Annotated in this window: 18 protein-coding genes and 2 rRNA genes; 10 read left to right on the forward strand and 10 right to left on the reverse strand. The window is 61.3% G+C overall.

All coding sequences use genetic code 11. The features are described from left to right. Nucleotides 1–53: 53 nt before the first annotated feature. Together AC3CD9_RS02535 and rplQ are read left to right on the forward strand one after the other, a co-directional pair. Entirely contained in the window at nucleotides 54–1,052 is a 999-nt protein-coding gene (locus AC3CD9_RS02535; RefSeq protein ID WP_025777903.1) for a DNA-directed RNA polymerase subunit alpha, read from the forward strand. 23 nt (nucleotides 1,053–1,075) lie between these two features. After that, nucleotides 1,076–1,624 (forward strand): 50S ribosomal protein L17, encoded by a 549-nt coding sequence (rplQ, locus tag AC3CD9_RS02540; protein ID WP_488366137.1) that lies wholly within the window; start codon nucleotides 1,076–1,078, stop codon nucleotides 1,622–1,624. Nucleotides 1,625–2,089: 465 nt separating this feature from the next. On the opposite strand, the gene putP is transcribed toward rplQ, so the two are convergent. Next, complete coding sequence (putP, locus tag AC3CD9_RS02545) at nucleotides 2,090–3,610, reverse strand: sodium/proline symporter PutP (RefSeq protein WP_488366138.1); 1,521 nt, start codon at nucleotides 3,608–3,610, stop codon at nucleotides 2,090–2,092. Between the two features lie 119 nt (nucleotides 3,611–3,729). Beyond that, nucleotides 3,730–4,581: a formyltetrahydrofolate deformylase gene (gene purU, locus AC3CD9_RS02550; RefSeq protein ID WP_488366139.1), complete on the reverse strand. Its 852-nt coding sequence runs from the start codon at nucleotides 4,579–4,581 to the stop codon at nucleotides 3,730–3,732. A 168-nt stretch (nucleotides 4,582–4,749) separates the two neighbouring features. On the opposite strand from purU, the gene glyA reads away from it, so the two are divergent. Together glyA and AC3CD9_RS02560 are read left to right on the forward strand one after the other, a co-directional pair. Further along, nucleotides 4,750–6,024, forward strand: coding sequence for a serine hydroxymethyltransferase (glyA, locus tag AC3CD9_RS02555; protein WP_488366140.1), 1,275 nt, complete (start codon nucleotides 4,750–4,752; stop codon nucleotides 6,022–6,024). After that, nucleotides 6,024–6,905 carry a bifunctional methylenetetrahydrofolate dehydrogenase/methenyltetrahydrofolate cyclohydrolase gene (locus tag AC3CD9_RS02560; protein ID WP_488366141.1) on the forward strand — a complete coding sequence of 294 codons (882 nt, stop codon included), beginning with the start codon at nucleotides 6,024–6,026 and terminating at the stop codon, nucleotides 6,903–6,905. The genes glyA and AC3CD9_RS02560 overlap by 1 nt, the downstream gene beginning before the upstream one ends. Nucleotides 6,906–6,998: 93 nt before the next feature. On the opposite strand, the gene AC3CD9_RS02565 is transcribed toward AC3CD9_RS02560, so the two are convergent. Then, nucleotides 6,999–7,487, reverse strand: a complete 489-nt coding sequence (locus AC3CD9_RS02565) for a GNAT family N-acetyltransferase (RefSeq protein ID WP_488366142.1) — start codon at nucleotides 7,485–7,487, stop codon at nucleotides 6,999–7,001. Nucleotides 7,488–7,573: 86 nt separating this feature from the next. Here AC3CD9_RS02565 and AC3CD9_RS02570 point away from each other — a divergent pair, with 86 nt between their 5' ends. Beyond that, on the forward strand, nucleotides 7,574–8,389 hold the full coding sequence (locus tag AC3CD9_RS02570) for an exodeoxyribonuclease III (protein WP_488366143.1): 816 nt from the start codon (nucleotides 7,574–7,576) through the stop codon (nucleotides 8,387–8,389). Between the two features lie 110 nt (nucleotides 8,390–8,499). Here the strand turns inward: AC3CD9_RS02570 and AC3CD9_RS02575 are convergent, their stop codons facing one another. Both AC3CD9_RS02575 and AC3CD9_RS02580 read right to left on the reverse strand, forming a co-directional pair. After that, on the reverse strand, nucleotides 8,500–8,736 hold the full coding sequence (locus AC3CD9_RS02575) for a CstA-like transporter-associated (seleno)protein (RefSeq protein ID WP_139468536.1): 237 nt from the start codon (nucleotides 8,734–8,736) through the stop codon (nucleotides 8,500–8,502). Then, nucleotides 8,733–10,955: a carbon starvation CstA family protein gene (locus AC3CD9_RS02580; RefSeq protein WP_488366144.1), complete on the reverse strand. Its 2,223-nt coding sequence runs from the start codon at nucleotides 10,953–10,955 to the stop codon at nucleotides 8,733–8,735. Before AC3CD9_RS02580 ends, AC3CD9_RS02575 begins: the two co-directional genes overlap by 4 nt. Nucleotides 10,956–11,198: 243 nt before the next feature. Here AC3CD9_RS02580 and trpS point away from each other — a divergent pair, with 243 nt between their 5' ends. Together trpS and AC3CD9_RS02590 are read left to right on the forward strand one after the other, a co-directional pair. Further along, the gene (gene trpS / locus AC3CD9_RS02585; RefSeq protein WP_488366145.1) at nucleotides 11,199–12,197 is read left to right on the forward strand and encodes a tryptophan--tRNA ligase; all 999 of its coding nucleotides are present in this window, start codon (nucleotides 11,199–11,201) and stop codon (nucleotides 12,195–12,197) included. 2 nt (nucleotides 12,198–12,199) lie between these two features. Continuing rightward, nucleotides 12,200–13,249, forward strand: a complete 1,050-nt coding sequence (locus AC3CD9_RS02590) for an App1 family protein phosphatidate phosphatase (RefSeq protein WP_488366146.1) — start codon at nucleotides 12,200–12,202, stop codon at nucleotides 13,247–13,249. Nucleotides 13,250–13,284: 35 nt separating this feature from the next. Here the strand turns inward: AC3CD9_RS02590 and AC3CD9_RS02595 are convergent, their stop codons facing one another. The 5 genes from AC3CD9_RS02595 to AC3CD9_RS02615 all read right to left on the reverse strand — a co-directional run bounded on the left by AC3CD9_RS02595 (nucleotide 13,285) and on the right by AC3CD9_RS02615 (nucleotide 18,072). Continuing rightward, nucleotides 13,285–14,256 carry an NAD(P)H-dependent flavin oxidoreductase gene (locus AC3CD9_RS02595; protein WP_488366147.1) on the reverse strand — a complete coding sequence of 324 codons (972 nt, stop codon included), beginning with the start codon at nucleotides 14,254–14,256 and terminating at the stop codon, nucleotides 13,285–13,287. Between the two features lie 169 nt (nucleotides 14,257–14,425). After that, nucleotides 14,426–15,202 carry an enoyl-CoA hydratase gene (locus AC3CD9_RS02600; protein WP_488366148.1) on the reverse strand — a complete coding sequence of 259 codons (777 nt, stop codon included), beginning with the start codon at nucleotides 15,200–15,202 and terminating at the stop codon, nucleotides 14,426–14,428. After that, a complete protein-coding gene (locus AC3CD9_RS02605; protein WP_488366149.1) occupies nucleotides 15,199–16,254 on the reverse strand; it encodes an enoyl-CoA hydratase/isomerase family protein in 1,056 nt (351 codons plus the stop codon). The genes AC3CD9_RS02600 and AC3CD9_RS02605 overlap by 4 nt, the downstream gene beginning before the upstream one ends. Before the next feature lies 1 nt (nucleotide 16,255). Further along, nucleotides 16,256–17,422, reverse strand: coding sequence for an acyl-CoA dehydrogenase family protein (locus AC3CD9_RS02610; RefSeq protein ID WP_488366150.1), 1,167 nt, complete (start codon nucleotides 17,420–17,422; stop codon nucleotides 16,256–16,258). Nucleotides 17,423–17,556: 134 nt separating this feature from the next. Continuing rightward, nucleotides 17,557–18,072, reverse strand: coding sequence for a MarR family winged helix-turn-helix transcriptional regulator (locus AC3CD9_RS02615; RefSeq protein ID WP_488366151.1), 516 nt, complete (start codon nucleotides 18,070–18,072; stop codon nucleotides 17,557–17,559). 52 nt (nucleotides 18,073–18,124) lie between these two features. Here AC3CD9_RS02615 and AC3CD9_RS02620 point away from each other — a divergent pair, with 52 nt between their 5' ends. The 3 genes from AC3CD9_RS02620 (at nucleotide 18,125) to AC3CD9_RS02630 (ending at nucleotide 24,426) form a co-directional block, all read left to right on the forward strand. Continuing rightward, the gene (locus AC3CD9_RS02620; RefSeq protein WP_488366152.1) at nucleotides 18,125–18,799 is read left to right on the forward strand and encodes an SOS response-associated peptidase; all 675 of its coding nucleotides are present in this window, start codon (nucleotides 18,125–18,127) and stop codon (nucleotides 18,797–18,799) included. Between the two features lie 568 nt (nucleotides 18,800–19,367). Continuing rightward, a 16S ribosomal RNA gene (locus tag AC3CD9_RS02625) occupies nucleotides 19,368–20,892 on the forward strand. Between the two features lie 419 nt (nucleotides 20,893–21,311). Beyond that, nucleotides 21,312–24,426: ribosomal RNA gene (locus AC3CD9_RS02630) — 23S ribosomal RNA — on the forward strand. The 16S and 23S rRNA genes sit together here, the layout of an rRNA operon. The last annotated feature ends 131 nt before the right edge of the window (nucleotides 24,427–24,557 follow it).

Genomic DNA, 24,557 nt, shown 5'->3' on the forward strand with positions numbered 1-24,557 from the left:
ATGACGTGCAGTGCGAACGTCATATAGCGGATGTTCGCTGAAAGGAAGCCCACGTGCTCATTGCACAGCGCCCAACGCTCACGGAAGAAGTCGTCTCCGATAACCGCTCACGGTTCGCCATCGAACCGCTCGAGCCCGGATTCGGCTACACCCTCGGCAACTCGCTTCGCCGGACCCTGCTGTCCTCGATCCCTGGTGCCGCCGTCACATCCATCCGGATCGACGGAGTGCTCCACGAGTTCAGCACCGTGCCGGGAGTCAAAGAGGATGTCACCGAGTTCATCCTCAACCTGAAGTCCCTGGTCGTATCGTCCGAATTCGACGAACCGGTCGTCGCCTACCTGCGCAAGCAGGGACCTGGCACCGTGACCGCTGCCGATGTCTCTGCTCCTGCCGGGGTCGAGATCCACAATCCGGACCTGCACATCGCCACACTGAATGGTGAGGGTCGTCTGGACATGGAACTGACCATCGAACGTGGACGCGGATACGTTTCGAGCGCTCAGAACAAGAACGCGGATGCAGAGATCGGCCGGATTCCGGTCGATTCGATCTACTCCCCGGTTCTCAAGGTCACCTACAAGGTCGAAGCCACGCGTGTCGAACAGCGCACCGACTTCGATCGTCTGGTCCTCGACGTCGAAACCAAGCCCTCGATGACCCCGCGCGATGCCATCGCATCTGCGGGCAAGACCCTGGTCGAACTCTTCGGCCTGGCTCGAGAGCTCAACGTCGAAGCTGAAGGCATCGAGATCGGGCCCTCGCCTGTGGACGCGGCACTCGCCGCCGACCTGGCGCTGGCGATCGAAGATCTCGACCTGACCGTGCGCTCCTACAACTGCCTCAAGCGCGAAGGCATCCACACCGTCGGCGAACTCGTTGCTCGCAGCGAAGCCGACCTGATGGATATCCGCAACTTTGGTTCGAAGTCGATCGACGAGGTCAAGGCGAAGCTCAACGAGCTCGGCCTGAGCCTCAAGGACAGTCCTGCCGGGTTCGAAGCCGGTCTCGTTGATGAGGACCAGTCCTACGTCGAAGACGAACAGTACTGATTAAGACCTAGGAGTAACTGACAATGCCAACCCCAACCAAGGGTCCCCGCCTCGGCGGTTCGCCCACACACGAGCGCATGATGCTCAACAACCTGGCAGCCCAGCTGTTCGAGCACAAGCAGATCAAGACGACCGTGACGAAGGCTAAGCGTCTGCGCCCGGTTGCCGAGCGCATGATCACGAACGCCAAGAAGGGTGACCTGGCCGCGCGTCGTCGCGTGCTCGGCCAGATCTCCGACAAGTCGATCGTGCACGAGCTCTTCACCTCGATCGCCGAAACGATGGCCGAGCGTCCCGGTGGATACACCCGTATCACCAAGATCGGCCCTCGCCCCGGCGACAACGCCCCGATGGCCGTCATCGAACTGGTCCTCGAGCCCTACTCGCCGAAGCAGGCAACCGTAAAGGAAGCCGAACAGGCCACCGCCGCTGCCGCTCCGGCAGAAGAGGCACCGGTTGAGGCTGAAGTCGTCGACGAGGCTCCGGCCGAAGACGCCGCAGTCGAGGCGGAGGCAGTCGAGGCTGACGCCGAGACCGCTGAAGAGTCCTCCGAGGCTGCCGAGGAGAAGTAAGCTCCTCGACCGACTGACGGCTCGGATCTCCGCAGCCGTGAGCCGCACACTTCAGGCGGGCACCGACACAGGTGCCCGCCTGAAGTGTATTCACCGCTGGCGCGGGGATCGACAAGGACGTGGGGTCCGCTTCGGCGGGGTCAGTGTCCACGGACCTGTCCGGCCGCCTCGGCGTGAATAATCGCTCTTCGAACCAATCATCGGTTTCAATTCAGATGATTGGAACGAAAAGCGATTATTCCGGTACGCAACCTGAGGCTCTCAACGTAATGTGATGTCATCGCATGAGTGACCGGCGCCCCTTCTGATCGGGCGGGCATCTGCAGCCGTACCGCGATCCGTTCAGTGCGCCGACGGTAAGTAAGCCATGGGTCAAACTGACGTCTCGATATGACGAGGGCCAGAACACCGTCGTGTCCCGGCCCTCGATCAGTTCGCGTCGGCTCTCACTTCACGCGTCGGTTCTCACCTCACACGGGAGAGTTCCACGGATTCGTCGAATTCGATGTCAGAGGCCTCATCGTGCTTGTAGGTGAAGCGACTGACGACGACGGCGACGATGAGGTTGACGATGAAGCCGGGAATGATCTCGTAGATCGCATCCGTCATCGGGGTGCTCACCTGGCCCCAGACGAAGGCCACGACCGCGCCGGAGAGCAGACCGAACAGGGCGCCCCAGTTGCTCAGACGCTTCCAGAACAGAGTGAGCAGGACGATCGGTCCGAAGGAGGCGCCGAAGCCTGCCCACGCGAAGGCGACGAGGTCGAGGATGCTGTTCGACGGTGAGATCGCGAGGATCACTGCGATGACGGCGACGACGAGCACGCCGAGGCGGCCGAGCAGCACGTAGGTCTTGTCCTGCAGCGTCCGCGTCGATCCGGTGCGCAGGGCGACGATCTTGAACAGGTCCTCGATGAGTGCCGACGACGTGACGACGAGCTGCGAGGAGATCGTCGACATGATGGCTGCCAGCACCGCAGCCAAGACGAGGCCGGCGATGAACGGGTGGAAGAGGATCTGCGCGAGGTCGAGGAAGACGGTTTCCGCGTCGGCGGGTTCCATATCCGCGTGCTGCGAGAAGTAGGAGATGCCGACGATGGCGGTGGCGACGGCACCGAGTGCCGAGATCGCCATCCAGCCGACGCCGATGCGCCGGGCGACGGTGGCATCGGCGGGAGTGCGCAGAGCCATGAAGCGCACGATGATGTGCGGCTGGCCGAAGTAGCCCAGTCCCCAGGCTAGGGCGGACACGATCGACGCGATCGTCGCGAAGGTCCAGAAGTCGTCTGAGCCGAAGAGGCTGAGCAGACCGGGATCGATTTCGGTGACGTTGTTGATCACCGTCGTCGGCCCGCCGGCGTTGATGACGGCGACGATCGGCACAGCCACCAGAGCAGCGAACATCAGCAGACCCTGGGCGACATCCGTGAGAGTCGCGCCGAGGAAACCGCCGAAGAGGGTGTAGATCATCGTGATCGCGGCGACGAGGAGCATTCCGCCGAGGTAGTTGAGTCCGAAGCTCGACTCGAAGAATTTGCCGGCCGCCACCATGCCCGACGAGACGTAGAAGGTGAAGAAGACCAGAATGATGATGCCGCAGACGATGCGCAGCAGTCGTGTCCGGTCTTTGAGCCGCTGTTCGAAGAAGCTGGGGATCGTGATCGAGTCCCCGGCTTTCTCCGTGAACGCACGCAACCGAGGGGCGACGATCTTCCAGTTGACCCAGGCACCGACGGTCAGGCCGATGGCGATCCAGGCTTCGATGAGCCCGGAGACGTAGATGGCGCCGGGCAGACCCATGAGCAGCCACCCCGACATATCGGAGGCGCCGGCGCTCAGCGCGGCAACGCTGGGTCGCAGTCCACGTCCCGCGAGCATATAGTCGTCGAGGTTGTTCTTCGTCTTGCGGTAGGCAAACCAGCCGATGGCCAGCATGCCGATGAAGTAGAGGACGATCGCGATCGTGCGGAGAGTGGTTTCCGACATTTGAGCTCAGCTCCTTCGATAGGCCGAGCCGACCTTACAGGACAAGAGGTCGCAGGTGTGAATTCCCTGTGCGCCTACCTATTGCGAGGATACACCGCGACACTACCGGAGCGGCAGATTCAGTCGAAGACGACCGTGCGGTGGCCGTCCATGAGCACCCGGCCTTCGGCATGCCAAGCGACGGCCCGAGCGAGCACGGCTGCCTCGACGTCCTGACCGCGCCGGACGAAATCGGCGATCGCCTGATTGTGATCGACGCGGGCCACATCCTGTTCGATGATCGGCCCCTCGTCGAGGTCGCTGGTGACATAGTGGGCGGTCGCGCCGATGATCTTCACGCCACGGGCGTGCGCCTGATGGTAGGGCTTCGCGCCCTTGAAGCTCGGCAGGAACGAATGGTGGATATTGATGACCCGGCCCTCAAGGCGGTCGCAGAGGTCGGGGGAGAGGATCTGCATGTACCTGGCCAAGACGATGAGTTCGACATCGAGCTCATCGACGAGAGCCGAGAGCCTCGCCTCGGCGTCGGCCTTCGTCTCCCGGGTGATCGGAATATGGTGGAAATCGTGGCCGTGGAATTCGGCGAGCGGACGCAGAACGTCATGGTTGCCGGCGACGCCGACGATGTCGATGGGCAGCTGACCGGCGGAATGCCGAAACAGCAGAGTATTGAGGCAGTGCGCGGCCTTGGACACCATGATCAGGGTGCGGGTCTTCTTCTCCACCGGCTGCAGGCTCACGGTCATCGCGAACCGGGGAGCCACCTCGGCGAGGGCCTCTTCCACGGTCTGGGCCGTGGTCTGTGCGGGCGTCGAGAACTGCAGACGCAGGAAGAACTGACGGGAATCGGGGGAGGAGAACTGCTGGGATTCGGTGATGTTGCCGCCCAGGCCTGTGAGCACCCCGGTCACGGCGTGCACGATGCCGGTCGAATCGGGGCAGGTGACTCTCAGGATCCATTCGCAGCTCATGGACTCGATCCTAATCGGTGGCTGCGCTCAACGCCCACTCCGAGTCGGCATCCGGATGGCGGTCGCGGCCCCGGAAGCAGGCGGCGTCGCTGTTAGCATGGTGCCGGGTGACGGCCGCGGTTTGCGCGCTGCCTCGCTCCCATCATCGGATGCCACAGGAGAGTACTCATGACCGAAAACTCGATGCAGGCTTCGCTTGCCGACATCGACCCGCAGATTGCCGAAGTCCTCGACCTCGAGCTGGGCCGCCAGCGGTCGACGCTCGAGATGATCGCCTCGGAGAATTTCGTCCCGCGCGCCGTGCTGGAAGCACAGGGGTCGGTGCTGACGAACAAGTATGCCGAGGGGTATCCCGGCAAGCGCTACTACGGCGGCTGCGAATACGTCGACGTCGCGGAGAACCTCGCCATCGACCGCGCCAAGAGCCTCTTCGGCGCCGACTACGCGAACGTCCAGCCCCATTCCGGTGCCTCGGCCAACGCCGCTGTCATGCACGCTCTGGCCCGTCAGGGTGACAAAATGCTCGGGCTGTCCCTGGCACACGGCGGTCACCTCACCCACGGTATGAAGATCAACTTCTCCGGGCGCCTCTACGATGTCGCCTCCTATGAGGTCGACCCCGATACCTACCGCATCGATATGGACAAGGTGCGCGAGAAGGCTCTCGAACACCGTCCCGAGGTCATCGTCGCCGGGTGGTCGGCCTATCCGCGTCAGCTGGACTTCCAGGCCTTCCGCGATATCGCCGACGAAGTCGGTGCGAAGCTGTGGGTCGATATGGCCCACTTCGCCGGACTCGTCGCCGCCGGTCTGCACCCGAACCCGGTGCCGTTCGCCGATGTCGTGTCCTCGACGGTGCACAAGACCATCGGCGGACCCCGTTCCGGATTCATCCTCGGCAAGGAGGAGTACGCGAAGAAGCTCAACTCCGCTGTGTTCCCGGGACAGCAGGGCGGACCGCTCATGCATGTCATCGCCGCGAAAGCCGTGGCCTTCAAGCTCGCGGCCTCTGCCGAGTTCAAGGAACGTCAGGAACGCACGGTGCGCGGTGCTCAGATCCTGGCCGAGCGCCTGCTGGCCTCCGACGTCGCCGACGCCGGAGCCACCGTGCTCACCGGCGGCACCGATGTCCACCTCGTGCTCGTCGACCTGCGCAACTCCGCCCTCGACGGACAGCAGGCCGAAGATCTGCTGCACTCGGTCGGCATCACCGTCAACCGCAATGCCGTGCCCTTCGACCCGCGCCCGCCGATGGTCACCTCGGGGCTGCGCATCGGCACCCCGGCACTGGCCACCCGCGGATTCGGGGATCAGGAATTCACCGAGGTCGCCGACGTCATCGCCGAGGCGCTCAAGCCTGGTGCCGACGTCGAGGCACTCGCCGCCCGCGTGCAGAAGCTCAGCGACGACTTCCCCCTCTACGAAGGACTGGAGCAGTACTGATGAGTGCACAGATCCTCGACGGCAGAGCCTGCGCGAAGCAGATCAAGGCCGAACTCACCGAGGCGGTGGCGACCCTGGCAGAGTCCGGAATCGTTCCGGGCCTCGGCACAGTGCTGGTGGGGGAGGACCCCGGTTCGAAGTGGTACGTCGCGGGCAAGCACCGTGACTGTGCCGAGGTCGGAATCAGTTCGATCCGCCGCGACTTACCCGAGTCGGTGAGCCAGGAAGAGCTGCTGGCGGTCATCGACGAGCTCAACAACGATGACGCCTGCACCGGCTACATCGTGCAGCTTCCGCTGCCGGACCATATCGACACGGACACGATCCTCGAAGCCATCGATCCGGCCAAGGACGCCGACGGCCTGCATCCGACGAACCTCGGCCGGCTCGTGCTCAACGTGAACTCGGAGATCACCACTCCGCTGCCGTGCACTCCGCGCGGTGTCATCGAGCTGATCACCCGCAACGGCATCGATCTGGCCGGCAAGCATGTCGTGGTCATCGGTCGCGGGGTCACCGTGGGCCGGTCCATCGGCGCACTGCTGACTCGGCGTGAGCACAATGCGACCGTGACTCTGACGCACACCGGTACGCGCAACCTCGATGAGCTGTTGGCTCAGGCCGATGTCATCGTCGCTGCCGCTGGTGCGGCTCGCATCGTGAAAGCGGAGGCGGTCAAACCCGGAGCGATCGTCCTCGACGTGGGAGTCTCGCGTGAGACTGACCCTGAGACGGGCAAGTCGAAGATCGTCGGAGACGTGGATCCGGCGGTCGCCGAGGTGGCGTCCTGGGTCTCACCGAACCCGGGAGGCGTCGGACCGATGACTCGAGCCCTGCTGCTCAAGAACGTCGTCGACACCGCCCAACGCTCAACCGACTAACCCCTATTACTACCTGACGGCGGCCCAGCAACCTCGCGCGAGGTTGCTGGGCCGCCGTCAGGTAGTTCTGGGAGGGTGGGCGGTGCCGGGTGCTCAGTCCTCGGGGAACTTGAGCTCGAAGAAGACGCGCGGGTTGCCCGGGCCGGCATAGTCCTCGATGAGCTCTCCGTTGAAGCCCATGGAGGAGTGGAACGAGATCGCACCCGAGGACTCCGGCATCGTCGTCGCCTGCACCGAGGAGGAACCGAGCTGACGGGAATGGTCGATGAAGTGCTGGTAGAGATGACGACCGATTCCCTGGTGACGGAAATCCGACCGCGCTGCCACCAGGTGGATGTAGGCAGGACCATCATGGGGAATGACTCCGAGCAGGTATCCGACGATCTCCGAACGGTAGCGGGCGACGAGCCCCGAGGTGACGAACTGACGGAACCAGTAGGCATCATGGTCACCGCTGAGATCGCGGTCTCCCCAGAAGTTGGCTTGGGCGTCGAGCAGGAATTCGCGCATCTCGCGGGCGTCGACCTCATCGAGCGGACTGATGCTCAGCTGCTCGGTGTCGATAGTTTCGTCAACGGCCATTGCGCCTCCTGATGTGTTCGTACTTACCCTCACTCTATAACGCCCCGTCCCGGAAGAATAGTGCGCTCCATGTCATCATAGATCACATGATTCGGATTGCTTCAGTCAACGTCAACGGAGTCCGCGCAGCATGGCGAAAGGGGATGCCCACCTGGGTCGATGCAGCGAAACCGGACTTCATCACCCTCCAAGAAGTGCGCGCCGCGAACGATATCGCGCACGGTGTCCTTGCCGACACCGGATACACCACGATCAGCCATGATGCCGAGGCGAAGGGCCGCGCCGGCGTCGCCGTGATGGCCCGCACCGAACCCGAGGCAGTGCGCGAAGGACTCGGCGACGACGGCTACTTCGACCGGGCCGGACGCTGGGTGGAGACGGACTTCCGCCTCGGCGACGGATCGCTTCTGACCCTTGTGTCCGCGTACGTCCATTCCGGTGAGGCCGACACCCCCAAACAGGACGACAAGTACCGGTTCCTCGACCGCATGATCGAACGGATGCCGCAGCTGGCGAAGACCGCCGACCATGTGCTCATCACCGGCGACCTCAACGTCTGCCACACCGAACGCGACCTGAAGAACTGGAAAGCCAACCGGAAGAAGTCCGGATTCCTCCCGGAGGAACGAGCCTACTTCGACAAGTTCTTCGGTGAGATCGACTATGTCGACGTCCACCGCGAACTCAGCGGCGACATCGACGGACCCTACACCTGGTGGTCGATGCGCGGTCAGGCCTTCGACAACGACACAGGATGGCGCATCGACTATCAGATGGCCACTCCGGCCCTGGCCGAAACCGCGGTCAAGGCCACCGTGGACAAAGCCGACAGCTGGGCCGAACGCTGGTCGGACCACGCTCCGCTGGTCATCGACTACGACCTCCCGTCCGTCCAGGCCTGACCGCAGCCCGAACGACAGACGAAGAGCCCGGGGCTCAGGACGAAATGTCCTGAGCCCCGGGCTCTTCGTCTGTCGTCTCTGCGTTCAGAGACGCAGGCACCTTCAGAATCTCAACAGCAGCGGGCCTTGGGATTGCGGTCCTGCTCATCGGTGAGATCTCGCCAGAAGGCTTTCTCCTCCATCGCACCCTCACGGGTGCCGTGTCGGCGCTCGTAGGATTCGAGGTAGTGGATATAGGCGTTCTCGCCCATGATCTCCTTGAGGTACCAGTGGAGCCAGGCCCCGCCTCGGCGCAGGGATCCCCACGGATCGCTGGCGATGCGGGTGAGCGGATGTGCGGTGCTCATTCCTTCTGCCTTCCTGCTGCGTGTTCGTCCCACTGCGCCTGCAGCTCGCGCTCGGGTTTGCGAGCGATGAGACCGGCTGGAGCGAACATCTTCGTCTCGACGAACGGCTCCTCCGTCGTCGGCAGGGACCCCTTCCTGATGGCCTCGATGGACTTCCAGACTGCCATGACGACGACCATCGCGACAAGAAGTGCGAAGACGATCGACAGGGTGCCCTGGACGAATGTGTTGCGCACGACTGCGCTCATCGCCGCGACGCCCTCGGTATTGCCCATCGAGGTCTCTCCGGCGGCCAGCGCGTCCTTGTAGGCGAAGTGCTGAGCCCAGTAGCCGAGCTTCGGGTCGGAGGAGAAGATCTTCTGCCACGAGGCGACCATCGTGACCACCAGATCCCAGACCAGCGGGATGCCGGGGATCCATGCCCACTTGGCCAGACCCATCTTGCACACGATGGCGAAGACGACGGCCAGAGCAATCGCGGCCAGCAGCTGGTTCGAGATGCCGAAGAGCGGGAACAGCGTATTGATTCCGCCGAGGGGGTCGGTGACACCCATGAGCAGGATCGATCCCCAGGCGGCGACCATGATCGCCGTCGTCAGCCACGCGCCCGGAGTCCACGAGGGGTCCCGGAACTTCTTCGAGAAGTTGCCGAGTGCATCCGAGAGCATGAAACGGGCCACGCGGGTACCCGCATCGATCGTGGTGAGGATGAACAGGGCCTCGAACATCACGGCGAAGTGGTACCAGAACGACATCCAGGCCGGCCCGCCGAAGACGTTGTGGAGGATGTGCGCCATTCCCATCGCCAGCGTCGGGGCTCCGCCGGTGCGAGAGACGATGCTCTCCTCACCGACGTCCTTGGCCGCCTGATCGAGGATCTCCGGACTCGTCTCCACTCCGGACATGCCCAAGGAGTTGTTGATGAAGTCCGATGCGCCCTGCACCGTTCCGCCGGTGAGCGGTTCGGCGGCATTCATCGCGAAGTAGAGTCCCTTGTCGAGGCAGATCGCGGCGACCAATGCCATGATCGCGACGAAGGACTCCATGAGCATGCCGCCGTAGCCGATGAGGCGAGCCTGCGTCTCCTTCTCGATGAGCTTCGGAGTCGTGCCTGAGGAGATGAGGGCGTGGAAGCCCGACAAGGCTCCACAGGCGATGGTGATGAACAGGAACGGGAACAGGGCACCGGCGAACGCCGGACCGGCCGAGTTGAAAGCGAACTCGGTCAGCGCAGGCATCTGCACGGTCGGGTTGACGATGAGGATGCCCACGGCCAGAAGCACGATGGTGCCGATCTTCATGAACGTCGACAGGTAGTCGCGCGGGGCCAGCAGCACCCACACCGGAAGCACGGCGGCGAGGAATCCGTAGATCATCAGGCACCAGGCCAGAGTCACCTTGTCGAGGTGGAAGATCTCGGACCAGAACGGCGAGTTGTGGACCCAGCCGCCGGCGATGATCGCGATGACGAGCAGCACGATGCCGATGACCGAGGTCTCGACGACCTTGCCGGGGCGCAGGTAGCGCATGTAGATGCCCATGAACACGGCGATCGGGATCGTCATCGCGATGGAGAAGACGCCCCAGGGGCTTTCGGCCAGCGCGTTGATGATGACGACGCCGAGGACCGCGATGAGGATGACCATGATGAGGATGATGCCGATGGAGGCGATGATTCCGCCCGTTCGACCGAGTTCATCGCGGGTCATCTGTCCCAGCGATCGGCCGTTGCGGCGCATGGAGAAGAACAGCACCATATAGTCCTGGACACCGCCGGCGAGCACGACGCCGAAGACGATCCACAGGGTTCCGGGCAGGTAGCCCATCTGGGCTGCGAGGATCGGCCCCACGAGGGGGCCGGCACCGGAGATCGCCGCGAAGTGGTGGCCGAACAGGACCCGACGGTCGGTCGGCGCGAAATCGCGGCCGTTGTCGTTGAGCTCTGCCGGGGTGGCTCGCTTCGGGTTCGGGCGGCAGATCTTCCATTCGATGAGCTTCGCGTAGAAGCGGAAGCCGATGAGGTAGCTGCCGACGGCTGCGGCGACGAACCAGCTGGCCGACAGCTCTTCACCGCGCACGAACGCGATCATCGACCAACCCGCGCCGGCGATGAGGGCGATGACCACCCACAGTACGATCTTCGCCGGTGTCCAGCGTGGCTTCTCGACCACGGCGACCGGCGGAAGGTCGCCCTCGGTCTTGACGTATTCGACCGACATAGTCCTCCTCCTTGAGAGACGACGCATCAGGTCCGTAAGAGATGACGCATCGGGATTGTTGAGTTCTCAGCATGATCAGACCTTCGCTGGCCGCTGCTCGACAGATGTTCGAGAACTGGGAGACACCTTGGCGAATCATGTGATCTGGTACGAACTATACCGCTGGTGCGCGGCTAAGCGTGATCCCCGACACCAGACCGGATGCCTGAACAGACCCGACAGGGGAGATGGCATCATAGGACTATGACGAACTCTTCACAGCCACGCACTGTCTCTGGTATCCAAGCCACCTCCGATTCCCTTCATCTCGGCAACTACATCGGAGCCCTGCAGCAGTTCGTGACTCACCAGGAGTCGCACGATGCCTTCTACTTCATCGCGAACATGCACGCGATCACCGTCGAACAGGACCCTGCCGAACTGCGGGAACGCACCCTGCGCACGGCGGCGCAATTCATCGCCGCCGGTCTCGATCCGGAGGAGTCGACGATCTTCGTCCAGTCCCAGGTGCCCGCCCATCCGCAGCTGTCCTGGATCCTCGAATGCACCACCTCGATGGGTGAGGCCAGCCGGATGACCCAGTTCAAGGACAAGTCCGCGAAGCAGGAGCATGTGTCCCTGGGGCTGCTCACCTACCCGGCGCTGATGGCCGCCGACATCCTCCTGTACAATCCGCAGCTCGTTCCCGTCGGTGAGGACCAGCGCCAGCACCTCGAGCTGACCCGCAACCTCGCTGAACGCTTCAACTACCGGTTCGGCAAGACCTTCACCGTCCCCGAGGCGCAGATCCTCAAGGCGACCGCGAAGATCTATGACCTGCAGAATCCGGGCGCGAAGATGTCGAAGTCCCAGCCCAGCCCGCAGGGACGCATCGACATCCTCGACGATGCGAAGGCCCTGACGAAGAAGATCAAGTCCGCCGTGACCGACGACGGAACCGAGATCGCCTTCGACCCGGAGAACAAGCCGGGAGTGTCGAACCTGCTGACGATCTATTCCTCCCTGACTTCGCGTCCGGTCGACGATATCGTGGCCGAGTACGAAGGGAAGATGTACGGTCACCTCAAGGTCGACCTCGCCGAGGTGGCTGTGGAGACCCTGACGCCGGTGCGGGAGCGGACGCTGGAGCTCCTCGAGGACCGGGCCCAGCTGCAGGCGATCCTCGATCGCGGGGCGGAGAAGGCCAGCGCCATCGCCGAGGCGACCCTGCGCGAGGTCTATGACAAGATCGGCTTCATCTGATCGTGGCGAAGAAGAAACCCGAAGAGGGGCCGCTCAACCTCACACCGGATATGCTCCACACTGCTGCGCGGGTGGAGGACCGGTTCAACGGCTGGATCCAGAATCGGGCCACCGACCACGCCTACCATCGCACCGTCATCGCCTACGACACCTACGGCGGGACCGGTTGGGTGCGGGTGCTCGGACGCCTGGTGCTCACCCCGAACGGTCAGCCGGCCGCCGATGTCCACGCGAGCATCCGCGGGTGGAAGTCCTTCGTCAGTGTGCCTCTGCCCAATGACACCGCATGGGTGCGCGTGAACGACGAAGAGCATATGGTCACCTCCGATCGCGGAGGCATCATCGACACCGTGATCCCCGGAGACTTCGAACCGGGGAAGACGGAGATCGAACTGTGGACCGACGGCTCGCTCGTCGACTCTGCTGCCGTGCGCATCATCGGTGAGGACTCGACCTTCGGCATCATCTCTGATATCGACGACACGGTCATGGTCACTTCGCTGCCGCGTCCCTTCCTCGCCGCGTGGAACACCTTCGTCCTCAGCGAGCACGCGAGGTCCCCGGTGGCGGGAATGGCCGTGCTCTATGACCGGATCACCTTCATGCGTCCGGACACTCCGATGGTCTATCTGTCGACGGGGGCGTGGAACTCGGCATTGACGCTCAAGCGCTTCCTGTCCCGCAATCTCTATCCGATGGGCCCGCTGCTGCTCACCGACTGGGGGCCGACGACGACTCGGGTGTTCCGGTCGGGCAAGGAGCACAAACGCAATTCTCTGGAACGTCTGGCCAGGGAGTTCCCGTGGATGAAGTGGCTGCTCATCGGTGACGACGGGCAGAACGATGAGGAGATCTATGGGGAGTTCGTCGAGAATCATCCGAAGAACGTCGCCGCTGTGGCGATCCGACAGCTCACCGTCGGTGAGGCGGTGTGGGCCGGCGGACGGTCGAAGCGCCACGGCCGCGGCCAGGGTGTGCCGTGGATCTACGCCCCCGACGGTGCCGGTCTGGCTTCCCGTCTGACAGAACGAGGAATCATCTCGACGGTCTGAACGGGCTGAGGTGGTCTTTGAGGCGCTCGGTCGGATCAGCTCAGCTGCGCCTGCAGCTGCTGCTTCGCCTCATCGAACTGAGCGGCGAAGGTCTCGACGAGCTCGGCGGTCGTCCGCTGCTGGCCGAGCGCGCCGATGCCTTGTCCCGAGCCCCAGATGTCCTTCCAGGCCTTCGAATCCGAACCCGAAGACGAGCTGAAGTCCATCTTCGTGGGATCGGCGTCGGGCAGATTGTCCGGGTCGAGGCCCGAGGCGACGATGGACCCACGCAGGTAGTTGCCCTTCACACCTGTGAAGTAATTCGAGTACACGACGTCGTCGGCGCCGGATTCGACGATCATCGACCGATAGTCGTCGACGACATTCGCCTCGGGCGTGGACAGGAAGGCCGAGCCGATGTAGGCGAAATCGGCACCGGCGGCCAGAGCCGCAAGGATCGAACGGCCGTGGGCGATGGCGCCCGACAGCAGCAGGGGACCATCGAACCAGGAGCGGATCTCCTGGACCAGGGCGAACGGCGACTGCGCCCCGGCATGCCCGCCCGCACCGGCGGCCACGGCGATGACGCCGTCGGCACCCTTCTCGACGGCCTTGTTGGCGAATCGGTTGTTGATGACGTCGTGAAGGACGACGCCGCCGTAGGAATGGACGGCTTCGTTGACCTCTTCACGGGCACCGAGCGAGGTGATGACGATCGGCACTTGGTGGCGGACCACCTCGGCGAGGTCCTCCTCGAGGCGATTGTTCGACCGGTGGACGATGAGGTTGACTGCGAACGGAGCGGCGGGCTGCTGCGGATTCGCCGCAGTGTGGGCGGCGTTCGACTCGGAGATCTCATCGAGCCAGTCGGTCAGCTGCGAGGCCGGACGGGCGTTGAGCGAGGGGAAGGATCCGACGATCCCCGCCTGGCACTGGGCCTTGACCAATTCGGGTCCCGAGGCGATGAACATGGGGGATCCGACGACGGGCAGACGGAGTTGGGAGCGCAGATCGGTGAAGCTTGTCACGGTGCCTCCTTGCGAAGATGAATGCATACACTCACTCTAACTGAACGATTGTTAAATGCGAGACGGAACACATTCTCTTTCGTCTTCTGGCCCGCATTTCGGCTGATCAGACGACGAAGGCGCAGACTCTCTGAGGAGTCTGCGCCTTCTGCAGTGATAAGAAGCTGGATCAGGAATCCGTGAAGTTCGGGTCCCGCTTCTCGACGAAGGCGGCCATGCCCTCGGACTGATCGTTCGTGGCCAGGGACGAATGGAAGAGTCGGCGCTCGTAGCGCAGTCCCTGCTCCAGGGTCGTCTCGAATGCGGTGTTCACCGCTTCCTTGACCATCGCCGAGGCGATGCGGGACTTCGATGCGATCGTCTGCGCGATTTCGTTCGCCGTGTCCAGGAGCGCTTCGGGTTCGACGATGCGAGCGACGAGTCCGGAGCGCTCGGCCTCCTCGGCGCCCATCATCCGACCGGTCAGGCACATGTCCATGGCCTTGGCCTTGCCGATGGCGCGGGTCAGTCGCTGCGATCCGCCCATGCCCGGGAGCACGCCGAGGTTGATCTCGGGCTGTCCGAACTTCGCCTTCGTCGAGGCGATGAGGATGTCTCCCATCATCGCCAGTTCGCAGCCGCCGCCCAGGGCGTAGCCGCCGACGGCGGTGATGACGGGCTTGCGCACGTCGGTCAGTCGGGTCCATCCGGCGAACCAGTCGGCCTTGTAGGCGGTGGCGAAGTCGAGGCTCGACATCTCCTTGATGTCGGCTCCGGCGGCGAAGGCCTTCTCGCTGCCGGTGATGATGATCGCCTTGACCGAATCATCTGCGTCGTAGGCGGTCGCGGCATCGGTGATGTCGGTGAGCACCTGCAGATTGAGCGCATTGAGCGCCTTCGGTCGGTTGATCGTGATGGTCGCGACGCCGTCGGCGACGTCGGTGAGGATGGTTTCGAATTCGCTCATGAGAACACCTTGTCTTCGTGGTCGGTGGTGAGGATGGACTGAACCTGTTCGTCGGTGACCTCGGCCAGGGAGGCGGGATTCCACTGCGGGTTGCGGTCCTTGTCGATGACCTGCGCGCGGATGCCTTCCTTGAGGTCCGGCAGGCCGGTGAGAGTGACGGCGACCCGGTAGTCCTGTTCGAGGACGTCGGCCAGGGTCATCGATGCGGCGTTCCGGACCGCTGCCAGCGTCACCTTCACCGAGGTGGGGGCCTTGGTGCCGATGAGTTCCGCGGTGGCCTGGGCATCGGGGTTTGCGTGCGCGGCGAGAGCCGCGACGATGGCTTCGGCGTCGTCGCCGGCGTAGCAGGCGTTGATCCAGGCGGCCGCCTCGGCGAGTTCGTTCTCCGGAACATCGGTCGCGTACCGGCCGATGATCGCGTCGAGGTCCTCACCGGCGGTGAGCTCGGAGATGAGATCGGGGATCTGCGCATCGGGGACGAAGTAGTCGGCGAGGCCCAGTGCGATCGCAGCGCCGGCCCCGACGGGCTGCCCGGTCAGCGCAAGGTGGGTGCCGAGCTCTCCGGGGGCGTTGGCCAGCAGGTGGGTGCCGCCGACGTCTGGGAAGAGCCCGATTCCGGTCTCCGGCATTCCGACCTTCGTCGAATCGGTGACGATGCGGTGCGATCCGTGTCCGGAGATGCCGACGCCGCCGCCCATCGTGATGCCGTTCATGATGACGACGTAGGGCTTGGGGAACTCGGAGATCGCGAAGTTCATCTTGTATTCGCGATTCCAGAATCTCGCGTTCTCGTCGCTGCCGGCCACGATGTCGTTGTACACGGCCTTGATGTCGCCGCCCGCACACAGTCCGCGTTCTCCGCGGCCGGTGACGAGGACGAGGTTGACCGCCTCGTCGTCGCGCCATGCGTTGAGGGCGTCGTCGATGGCGCCCACCATGTCCTGGCTGAGCGCGTTGATCAGCTTCGGTCGGTTGAGTTCGATTCGGCCGACCCCGTTGGATACCGAGGTGATGACGGAGGTGTCCGCCTGCTCTGCCGAAGGTTCTGTCATATCAGCCCACTCCTGTGCTCTTGCGCGAGATGATCACGCGCATGATTTCGTTGGTGCCTTCCAGAATCTGGTGGACTCGCAGGTCACGCACCAGCTTCTCAATTCCATACTCTGTCAGATAGCCGTAGCCGCCGTGCAATTGGAGTGCCCTGTTTGCGACATCGAAACCGGTGTCGGTGGCCTTGAGCTTGGCCATGGCTGAGAGCAGAGAGGTGTTCGGATCGCCTGCGTCGTAGGCGCCTGCGGCCCGCCACAGTAGGGAGCGAGCCCCTTCGAGGTCGGCCTGCATCTGAGCGACCTCGAAGCGCAGAGCTTGGAAGCCGGAGAGTTCGGTGCCGAAGGCCTGACGCTCACCCATATAGGCGATGGCCTTCTCGAGCGCGGCCTGACCGCCGCCGAGCGAGCAGGCGCCGATGTTGAGACGTCCGCCGTCGAGCCCGGACATCGCGATCTTGAAGCCCTGACCGGGTGCGCCGAGCATGTTCTCCTTCGGAACCCGCACGTTCTCCATGATCACCTGTCGGGTCGGCTGGGCGCGCCAGCCCATCTTCTGCTCATTGGGCCCGAAGCTCAGACCCTCCATACCTTTCTCGAGGATGAAGGCGGAGATTCCACGCGCTCCGTCTTGGCCGGTGCGGGCCATGACGAGGTAGGTATCCGAGGTGCCGGCGCCGGAGATGAATTGCTTGACTCCGTTGAGCACATAGTGGTCGCCGTCCTCGCGGGCGGAGGTGCGCAGGGCGGCCGCATCGGAGCCGGCATTGGGTTCGGTCAGGCAGTAGCTGCCGAGGTGCTCCATGGAGACGAGCTTCTCGAGGTACGTGGTCTTCTGCTCGTCGTTGCCGAACTTGTCGATCATCCACGCGACCATATTGTGGATGGAGATATAGGCGGCGACGGAGGGGCATCCGGTCGACATCGCCTCGAAGATCAGCGCCGCATCCATGCGGCCCATTCCGGTGCCGCCGGACTCCTCACTGACGTAGATGCCGCCCATTCCGAGTTCGGCGGACTTCCTGATGACGTCGACGGGGAAGAAATGTTCGGCGTCCCATTCGAGGGCATGGGGAGCGACTTCGGTATCGGCGAACTCGCGCACCATCCCAGCGACGGTCTGCTGTTCGTCGGTGAGACCGAAAGGTAGGGCAGCGGCTGTACTGCGGGACATGATTCCTCCAAGAATCGGACGCGTATTCGGTGATCGACACCACGATACGTCCATATTACTTGGACGTCCAACTAATTCCTCGCCGAGGCGGTCCCGATGGCCGATGGTCCGTTCAGTGGACTGCTTCGGTCGGCTCAGGCGCCGGCTTCGAGCCCCGAACGCAGCGTTGCGAGATGGGGGAGCAGAGAGTCGAGGTCGATGCCGGCGAAATCGGGGGAGGAGAAGACCTCGGCGTTGAGTGCCTTCGTCGCCTGAGCGGCGAGCTCGCGACCGGCATCAGTGAGGTCGACGAGCGTCGTTCGGCGATCATCGGGGTGGCTGCGCCTGGCGACGAGGCCGGCCTTCTCGAGGCGGTCGACAGAGTTCGTCGTCGAGGTCGCATGCACCTGCAGTCGAGCGGAGATCTTCGACATCGGCAGGGTCCCGGCTCGTGTGAAAGATAGGAGTGTGAGGACTTCATAGCGCGAGAACGTCAGCGCGAAGGGCTTGAGGGCGGCATCGACTCGAGCCAGGAACAGCTGGTGGATCCTCATCACTGAGATCACTGTCGTCATTCCGTCGGCTGCGTCGTCCCATCCGTGGGCCAGCCATTGCCGACGGGACTCTTCGATCGGGTCGAACCTCGTGCCTGTATTCTCTTCTGCCGCCATTGTCGACAGTGTAGTGAAGTGAGAAGATGGGCGCATGTGCGGTCGACTCAATATGTCTCTCGATCCGGCGGATCTCGCTGATGAGCTGCGGTTGGATGTCGTCTCCTATGACTACGCGCCGCGCTTCAATGTGCCCCCGGGGTCATTCGTGCCGATCGTCGTCGAGCGACTCGATGAGGATGGTCAGTTGCATCGCCGTCTCGAAACCGCGTCCTGGGGGCTGGTACCGGCGTGGGCGAAGGATCCCAAGATCGGCTTCAAGGCATTCAATGCCCGTTCCGAGACAGTGCTCGAGAAGCCGATGTTCCGGCAGGCTGTCCGACGTCGTCGCTGTGCTCTGCCGATTCCGGGCTATTACGAATGGGAGAACACAGAAGACGGCAAGCAGCCGTGGATGATGACCGCTGCCGGCGAGGATCCCCTCTTCATGGCGGGACTCTTCGAGTTCTGGAAACAGCCGGATGAGACCTGGTTGGTCTCCACGACGATCCTGACGATGGAGTCCGCGGGGCACCTCAGCGATGTCCACCATCGGATGCCCGTGTTCCTCGGGCGCGACCAGATCAGTGACTGGATCGACCCCGGAGTCCTGACGAATGATGTGCCGGATCTGTTGGCGGCGACACTCGATCAGGTTGATCCCGCCAGCGTCACTCGGCACAAGGTCGGCAAAGCGGTCGGAAACGTCCGCAACGATTCTCCCGAACTCGCCGAACCCGTGGCGTAGGTCTCTCTTAACGCTGTGCGGCGGAGACGTTCGCCCGAGATCTCGGGGTTCTTCGGAGCGGGGTTGTGGGCACGTGCGGAGCGGTTTTGCAGGTGGGCGAAGATGTGTGTATTGTTGTCCAGGTTGCCAGGCCGCAAGGAACGGTAGCAGTCGCTCTGATCGGGAACGATACGGGCAAACCGAAGATGAACTTCGAGTTGCGCGGATCAGAACAACCATGTAGAGTAGACATCCGCTGGCACAGCGAGTCGCAAGACGAAAAGTGCAAACAGAAACTGATACCCCCAGTGAACACGCTCGTTTTTCGGGTGGTGGTGATGGGTGTGTGTTTGTGGTTTGAGAATCCAATAGCGTGTTTGTTTGAACAAGTTGTGATGCCAGAACAATTTATTTTCTGGTAAGACAATCACCTGGCCAAACATTGGTTCACCCCGTGGTGGGTGGTTCTTCGCCGAACCTCCCGCATCACATTGGGTGGCTGTGTGTTTGGTCAGTTATTTTGTGGTCAACCTTCTCACCCCGTGAGGGGTTGGCTGTCTTGCTGGGATTCATTCGTAACATAAAGTTTTTTATGGAGAGTTTGATCCTGGCTCAGGACGAACGCTGGCTGCGTGCTTAACACATGCAAGTCGAACGCTGAAGCCGACAGCTTGCTGTTGGTGGATGAGTGGCGAACGGGTGAGTAACACGTGAGTAACCTGCCCCTGATTTCGGGATAAGCCTGGGAAACTGGGTCTAATACCGGATACGACCAATCCTCGCATGAGGGTTGGTGGAAAGTTTTTCGATCGGGGATGGGCTCGCGGCCTATCAGCTTGTTGGTGGGGTAATGGCCTACCAAGGCGACGACGGGTAGCCGGCCTGAGAGGGCGACCGGCCACACTGGGACTGAGACACGGCCCAGACTCCTACGGGAGGCAGCAGTGGGGAATATTGCACAATGGGGGAAACCCTGATGCAGCGACGCAGCGTGCGGGATGACGGCCTTCGGGTTGTAAACCGCTTTCAGCAGGGAAGAAGCGAAAGTGACGGTACCTGCAGAAGAAGTACCGGCTAACTACGTGCCAGCAGCCGCGGTAATACGTAGGGTACGAGCGTTGTCCGGAATTATTGGGCGTAAAGAGCTCGTAGGTGGTTGGTCACGTCTGCTGTGGAAACGCAACGCTTAACGTTGCGCGTGCAGTGGGTACGGGCTGACTAGAGTGCAGTAGGGGAGTCTGGAATTCCTGGTGTAGCGGTGAAATGCGCAGATATCAGGAGGAACACCGGTGGCGAAGGCGGGACTCTGGGCTGTAACTGACACTGAGGAGCGAAAGCATGGGGAGCGAACAGGATTAGATACCCTGGTAGTCCATGCCGTAAACGTTGGGCACTAGGTGTGGGGGACATTCCACGTTCTCCGCGCCGTAGCTAACGCATTAAGTGCCCCGCCTGGGGAGTACGGTCGCAAGGCTAAAACTCAAAGGAATTGACGGGGGCCCGCACAAGCGGCGGAGCATGCGGATTAATTCGATGCAACGCGAAGAACCTTACCAAGGCTTGACATACACTGGACCGTTCTGGAAACAGTTCTTCTCTTTGGAGCTGGTGTACAGGTGGTGCATGGTTGTCGTCAGCTCGTGTCGTGAGATGTTGGGTTAAGTCCCGCAACGAGCGCAACCCTCGTTCTATGTTGCCAGCACGTGATGGTGGGAACTCATAGGAGACTGCCGGGGTCAACTCGGAGGAAGGTGGGGATGACGTCAAATCATCATGCCCTTTATGTCTTGGGCTTCACGCATGCTACAATGGCTGGTACAGAGAGAGGCGAACCCGTGAGGGTAAGCGAATCCCTTAAAGCCAGTCTCAGTTCGGATCGTAGTCTGCAATTCGACTACGTGAAGTCGGAGTCGCTAGTAATCGCAGATCAGCAACGCTGCGGTGAATACGTTCCCGGGCCTTGTACACACCGCCCGTCAAGTCACGAAAGTCGGTAACACCCGAAGCCGGTGTCCCAACCCTTGTGGAGGGGGCCGTCTAAGGTGGGACTGGTGATTGGGACTAAGTCGTAACAAGGTAGCCGTACCGGAAGGTGCGGCTGGATCACCTCCTTTCTAAGGAGCACACATTCAGATCCTCATGGCATGACCCGCATGTGGTCATCATGAGAGCTCAAGGGTGGAACATCACTTCTTCCGCTCGTCCACTCAGCGTTGTTGGGGTTAGTGCCTCGACGACGATGAGTATCCGGATGGGCTAGAACAAACACGTTATTGGGTCCTGGAATCACAAACCCCACACAGTGTGTGGGTGTGGTTTCAACCAACAGGACCAACCCGACCACCAGGCAGCCACAGTGTGGGTGTGTGGTGGTGGGTGTTTGGTAGTGGTTTGAGAATCGTATAGTGGACGCGAGCATCAAACAACACAATTCTTTGTGTTGTTTATGTAATGTGATTTTTCTTGTCATCATCTAGTAAAGGTGAATGAAACAATATTTTTCGCGCACATGAGCCGATCCCTTTTGGGGGTTGGGTGAGTGTGTAAGAGCGCATGGTGGATGCCTTGGCATCAGGAGCCGATGAAGGACGTGGAAATCTGCGATAAGCCTCGGGGAGCCGATAAACAGGCGTTGATCCGAGGGTCTCCGAATGGGGAAACCCCGCCACTCGTGAGGGTGGTGACCCGTGTCTGAATATATAGGGCATGTGGAGGGAACGCGGGGAAGTGAAACATCTCAGTACCCGCAGGAAGAGAAAATAACAATGATTCCGGGAGTAGTGGCGAGCGAAACTGGATGAGCCTAAACCGTGTGCGTGTCAAGCGTGCTGGTGTTGCGTACACGGTGTTGTGGGGTGTACATGGTCCGGTCCAGCATGGCCGGTCTGTGAGTGTGGTTGGTGTAGTCGAACCTGGTGGGAAACAGGACCGGAGTGGGTGAGAGTCCCGTAGACGAAACATCAACCGTTCACAGTATGTAGACGCCCGAGTAGCACGGAACTCGTGGAATTTCGTGTGAATCTGCCAGGACCACCTGGTAAGGCTAAATACTTCCTGATGACCGATAGCGGAATTAGTACCGTGAGGGAATGGTGAAAAGTACCCCGGGAGGGGAGTGAAAGAGTACCTGAAACCATGTGCTTACAATCCGTCAGAGCAGTATCTAGATGACTGTGATGGCGTGCCTTTTGAAGAATGAGCCTGCGAGTTAGCGGTGCGTGGCGAGGTTAACCCGTGTGGGGTAGCCGTAGCGAAAGCGAGTCCGAATAGGGCGATTGAGTCGCGTGTCCTAGACCCGAAGCGGAGTGATCTAGCCATGGGCAGGGTGAAGCGTGTGTAAGAGCGCGTGGAGGCCCGCACCCACTTCAGTTGAAAATGGAGGGGATGACCTGTGGTTAGGGGTGAAAGGCCAATCAAACTCTGTGATAGCTGGTTCTCCCCGAAATGCATTTAGGTGCAGCGTTGCGTGGTTCTTGCTGGAGGTAGAGCTACTGGATGGCTGATGGGCCCTACCGGGTTACTGACGTCAACTAAACTCCGAATGCCAGTCAAGGTTCAGCGTGGCAGTGAGACAGTGGGGGATAAGCTTCATTGTCGAGAGGGAAACAGCCCAGACCATCAACTAAGGCCCCTAAGCGTGTGCTCAGTGGGAAAGGATGTTCAGTTGCGAAGACAACCAGGAGGTTGGCTTAGAAGCAGCCATCCTTGAAAGAGTGCGTAATAGCTCACTGGTCAAGTGATTGAGCGCCGATAATGTAGCGGGGCTAAGTACACCGCCGAAGTTGTGGCAGCACCACGTATAACCGTAATGGTGTGGTGTTGGGTAGGGGAGCGTCGAGTTGCCGGAGAAGCTGCCGTGTGAACGAGTGGTGGAGGCGATTCGAGTGAGAATGCAGGCATGAGTAGCGAAAGACGGGTGAGAAACCCGTCCACCGGATGACCAAGGGTTCCAGGGCTAGGCTAATCCGCCCTGGGTAAGTCGGGACCTAAGGCGAGGCCGACAGGCGTAGTCGATGGACAACCAGTTGATATTCTGGTACCGACACACAACCGACAGTACCAAAACACACGAAACTAACCCCTAAACTCGCCCTTTTCGACTTCGGTCGAGTTGGGTGGAGCGCGGGGGGACCTGAGTGTGGAGTCGGTAAGCGTGAGGTGTGACGCAGAAAGGTAGCCAGGCCGTGCGATGGTAGTCACGGTCTAAGGTTGTAGCACGTGGGGGTAGGTAAATCCGTCCCCACAGGTGTGTGAGAGCTGATGGGCGCCCCACATTGGTGGGGTGATCTGGTGATCCTCTGCTGCCGAGAAAAGCATCGACGTGAGGGTGTGTGTTGCCCGTACCCTATAACCGACACAGGTGGTCGAGTAGAGAATACTAAGGTGATCGAGAGAATCGTGGTTAAGGAACTCGGCAAAATGCCCCCGTAACTTCGGGAGAAGGGGGACCATCCCGGTGAACCCAACTTGCTTGGGGATGTGCTGGTGGTGGTCGCAGAGGCCAGAGAGAAGCGACTGTTTATTAAAAACACAGGTCCGTGCGAAGATGTAAGTCGATGTATACGGACTGACGCCTGCCCGGTGCTGGAAGGTTAAGAGGACCTGTTAACCCGTAAGGGTGAAGCGGAGAATTTAAGCCCCAGTAAACGGCGGTGGTAACTATAACCATCCTAAGGTAGCGAAATTCCTTGTCGGGTAAGTTCCGACCTGCACGAATGGCGTAACGACTTCTCTGCTGTCTCAACCACGAACTCGGCGAAATTGCATTACGAGTAAAGATGCTCGTTACGCGCAGCAGGACGGAAAGACCCCGAGACCTTCACTATAGTTTGGTATTGGGATTCGGTGTGGTTTGTGTAGGATAGGTGGAAGACTTTGAAGCCCTGACGCTAGTTGGGGTGGAGTCGATCGGTGAAATACCACTCTGACCATAGTGGATTCCTTAACTTCGGACCCTGATCGGGTTCAGGGACAGTGCCTGATGGGTAGTTTAACTGGGGCGGTTGCCTCCTAAAGAGTAACGGAGGCGCCCAAAGGTTCCCTCAGCCTGGTTGGCAATCAGGTGTCGAGTGTAAGTGCACAAGGGAGCTTGACTGTGAGACGGACGTGTCGAGCAGGAGCGAAAGCTGGGACTAGTGACCCGGCCATGGCTTGTGGAAGCGTGGTCGCTCAACGGATAAAAGGTACCTCGGGGATAACAGGCTGATCTTGCCCAAGAGTCCATATCGACGGCATGGTTTGGCACCTCGATGTCGGCTCGTCGCATCCTGGGGCTGGAGTCGGTCCCAAGGGTTGGGCTGTTCGCCCATTAAAGCGGTACGCGAGCTGGGTTTAGAACGTCGTGAGACAGTTCGGTCCCTATCCGCTGCGTGCGTAGGAAATTTGTGGAGGTCTGTCCTTAGTACGAGAGGACCGGGACGGACGAACCTCTGGTGTGCCAGTTGTTCCGCCAGGAGCATGGCTGGTTGGCTACGTTCGGGATGGATAACCGCTGAAAGCATCTAAGCGGGAAGCCGGCTCCGAGATGAGATTTCCAACCAACTTTTGTTGGGGGAGGTGTCCTATAGATGATGGGGTTGATAGGCCGGGTATGGAAGCACTGTGAGGTGTGGAGTTGACTGGTACTAATACACCGATCACTCACCAACTTTTCCCTTTTGTGGGGTTGGTGTGTGCGAGAGTTTGTTTCTATGAGTAGTCTTTTCTAGTTGTGATGAGAGAATGCGCCCCGTTTTGTGGGTGTGCATGACATAGTTTTTGGTGTTCGCGTTCGCTGTGC

It is taken from the genome of Brevibacterium sp. MGP-B1 (assembly GCF_057766545.1).

Excerpts from the sequence above, each read along its gene's own strand:
- rplQ (WP_488366137.1), top strand. The coding sequence starts at position 1,076 with ATGCCAACCCCAACCAAGGGTCCCCGCCTCGGCGGTTCGCCCACACAC.
- AC3CD9_RS02570 (WP_488366143.1), top strand. The coding sequence starts at position 7,574 with ATGATTCGGATTGCTTCAGTCAACGTCAACGGAGTCCGCGCAGCATGG.
- AC3CD9_RS02575 (WP_139468536.1), bottom strand. The coding sequence starts at position 8,736 with ATGAGCACCGCACATCCGCTCACCCGCATCGCCAGCGATCCGTGGGGA.
- putP (WP_488366138.1), bottom strand. The coding sequence starts at position 3,610 with ATGTCGGAAACCACTCTCCGCACGATCGCGATCGTCCTCTACTTCATC.
- glyA (WP_488366140.1), top strand. The coding sequence starts at position 4,750 with ATGACCGAAAACTCGATGCAGGCTTCGCTTGCCGACATCGACCCGCAG.
- AC3CD9_RS02620 (WP_488366152.1), top strand. The coding sequence starts at position 18,125 with ATGTCTCTCGATCCGGCGGATCTCGCTGATGAGCTGCGGTTGGATGTC.
- AC3CD9_RS02560 (WP_488366141.1), top strand. The coding sequence starts at position 6,024 with ATGAGTGCACAGATCCTCGACGGCAGAGCCTGCGCGAAGCAGATCAAG.
- AC3CD9_RS02565 (WP_488366142.1), bottom strand. The coding sequence starts at position 7,487 with ATGGCCGTTGACGAAACTATCGACACCGAGCAGCTGAGCATCAGTCCG.
- AC3CD9_RS02600 (WP_488366148.1), bottom strand. The coding sequence starts at position 15,202 with ATGAGCGAATTCGAAACCATCCTCACCGACGTCGCCGACGGCGTCGCG.
- AC3CD9_RS02615 (WP_488366151.1), bottom strand. The coding sequence starts at position 18,072 with ATGGCGGCAGAAGAGAATACAGGCACGAGGTTCGACCCGATCGAAGAG.
- purU (WP_488366139.1), bottom strand. The coding sequence starts at position 4,581 with ATGAGCTGCGAATGGATCCTGAGAGTCACCTGCCCCGATTCGACCGGC.
- AC3CD9_RS02605 (WP_488366149.1), bottom strand. The coding sequence starts at position 16,254 with ATGACAGAACCTTCGGCAGAGCAGGCGGACACCTCCGTCATCACCTCG.
- trpS (WP_488366145.1), top strand. The coding sequence starts at position 11,199 with ATGACGAACTCTTCACAGCCACGCACTGTCTCTGGTATCCAAGCCACC.
- AC3CD9_RS02580 (WP_488366144.1), bottom strand. The coding sequence starts at position 10,955 with ATGTCGGTCGAATACGTCAAGACCGAGGGCGACCTTCCGCCGGTCGCC.
- AC3CD9_RS02610 (WP_488366150.1), bottom strand. The coding sequence starts at position 17,422 with ATGTCCCGCAGTACAGCCGCTGCCCTACCTTTCGGTCTCACCGACGAA.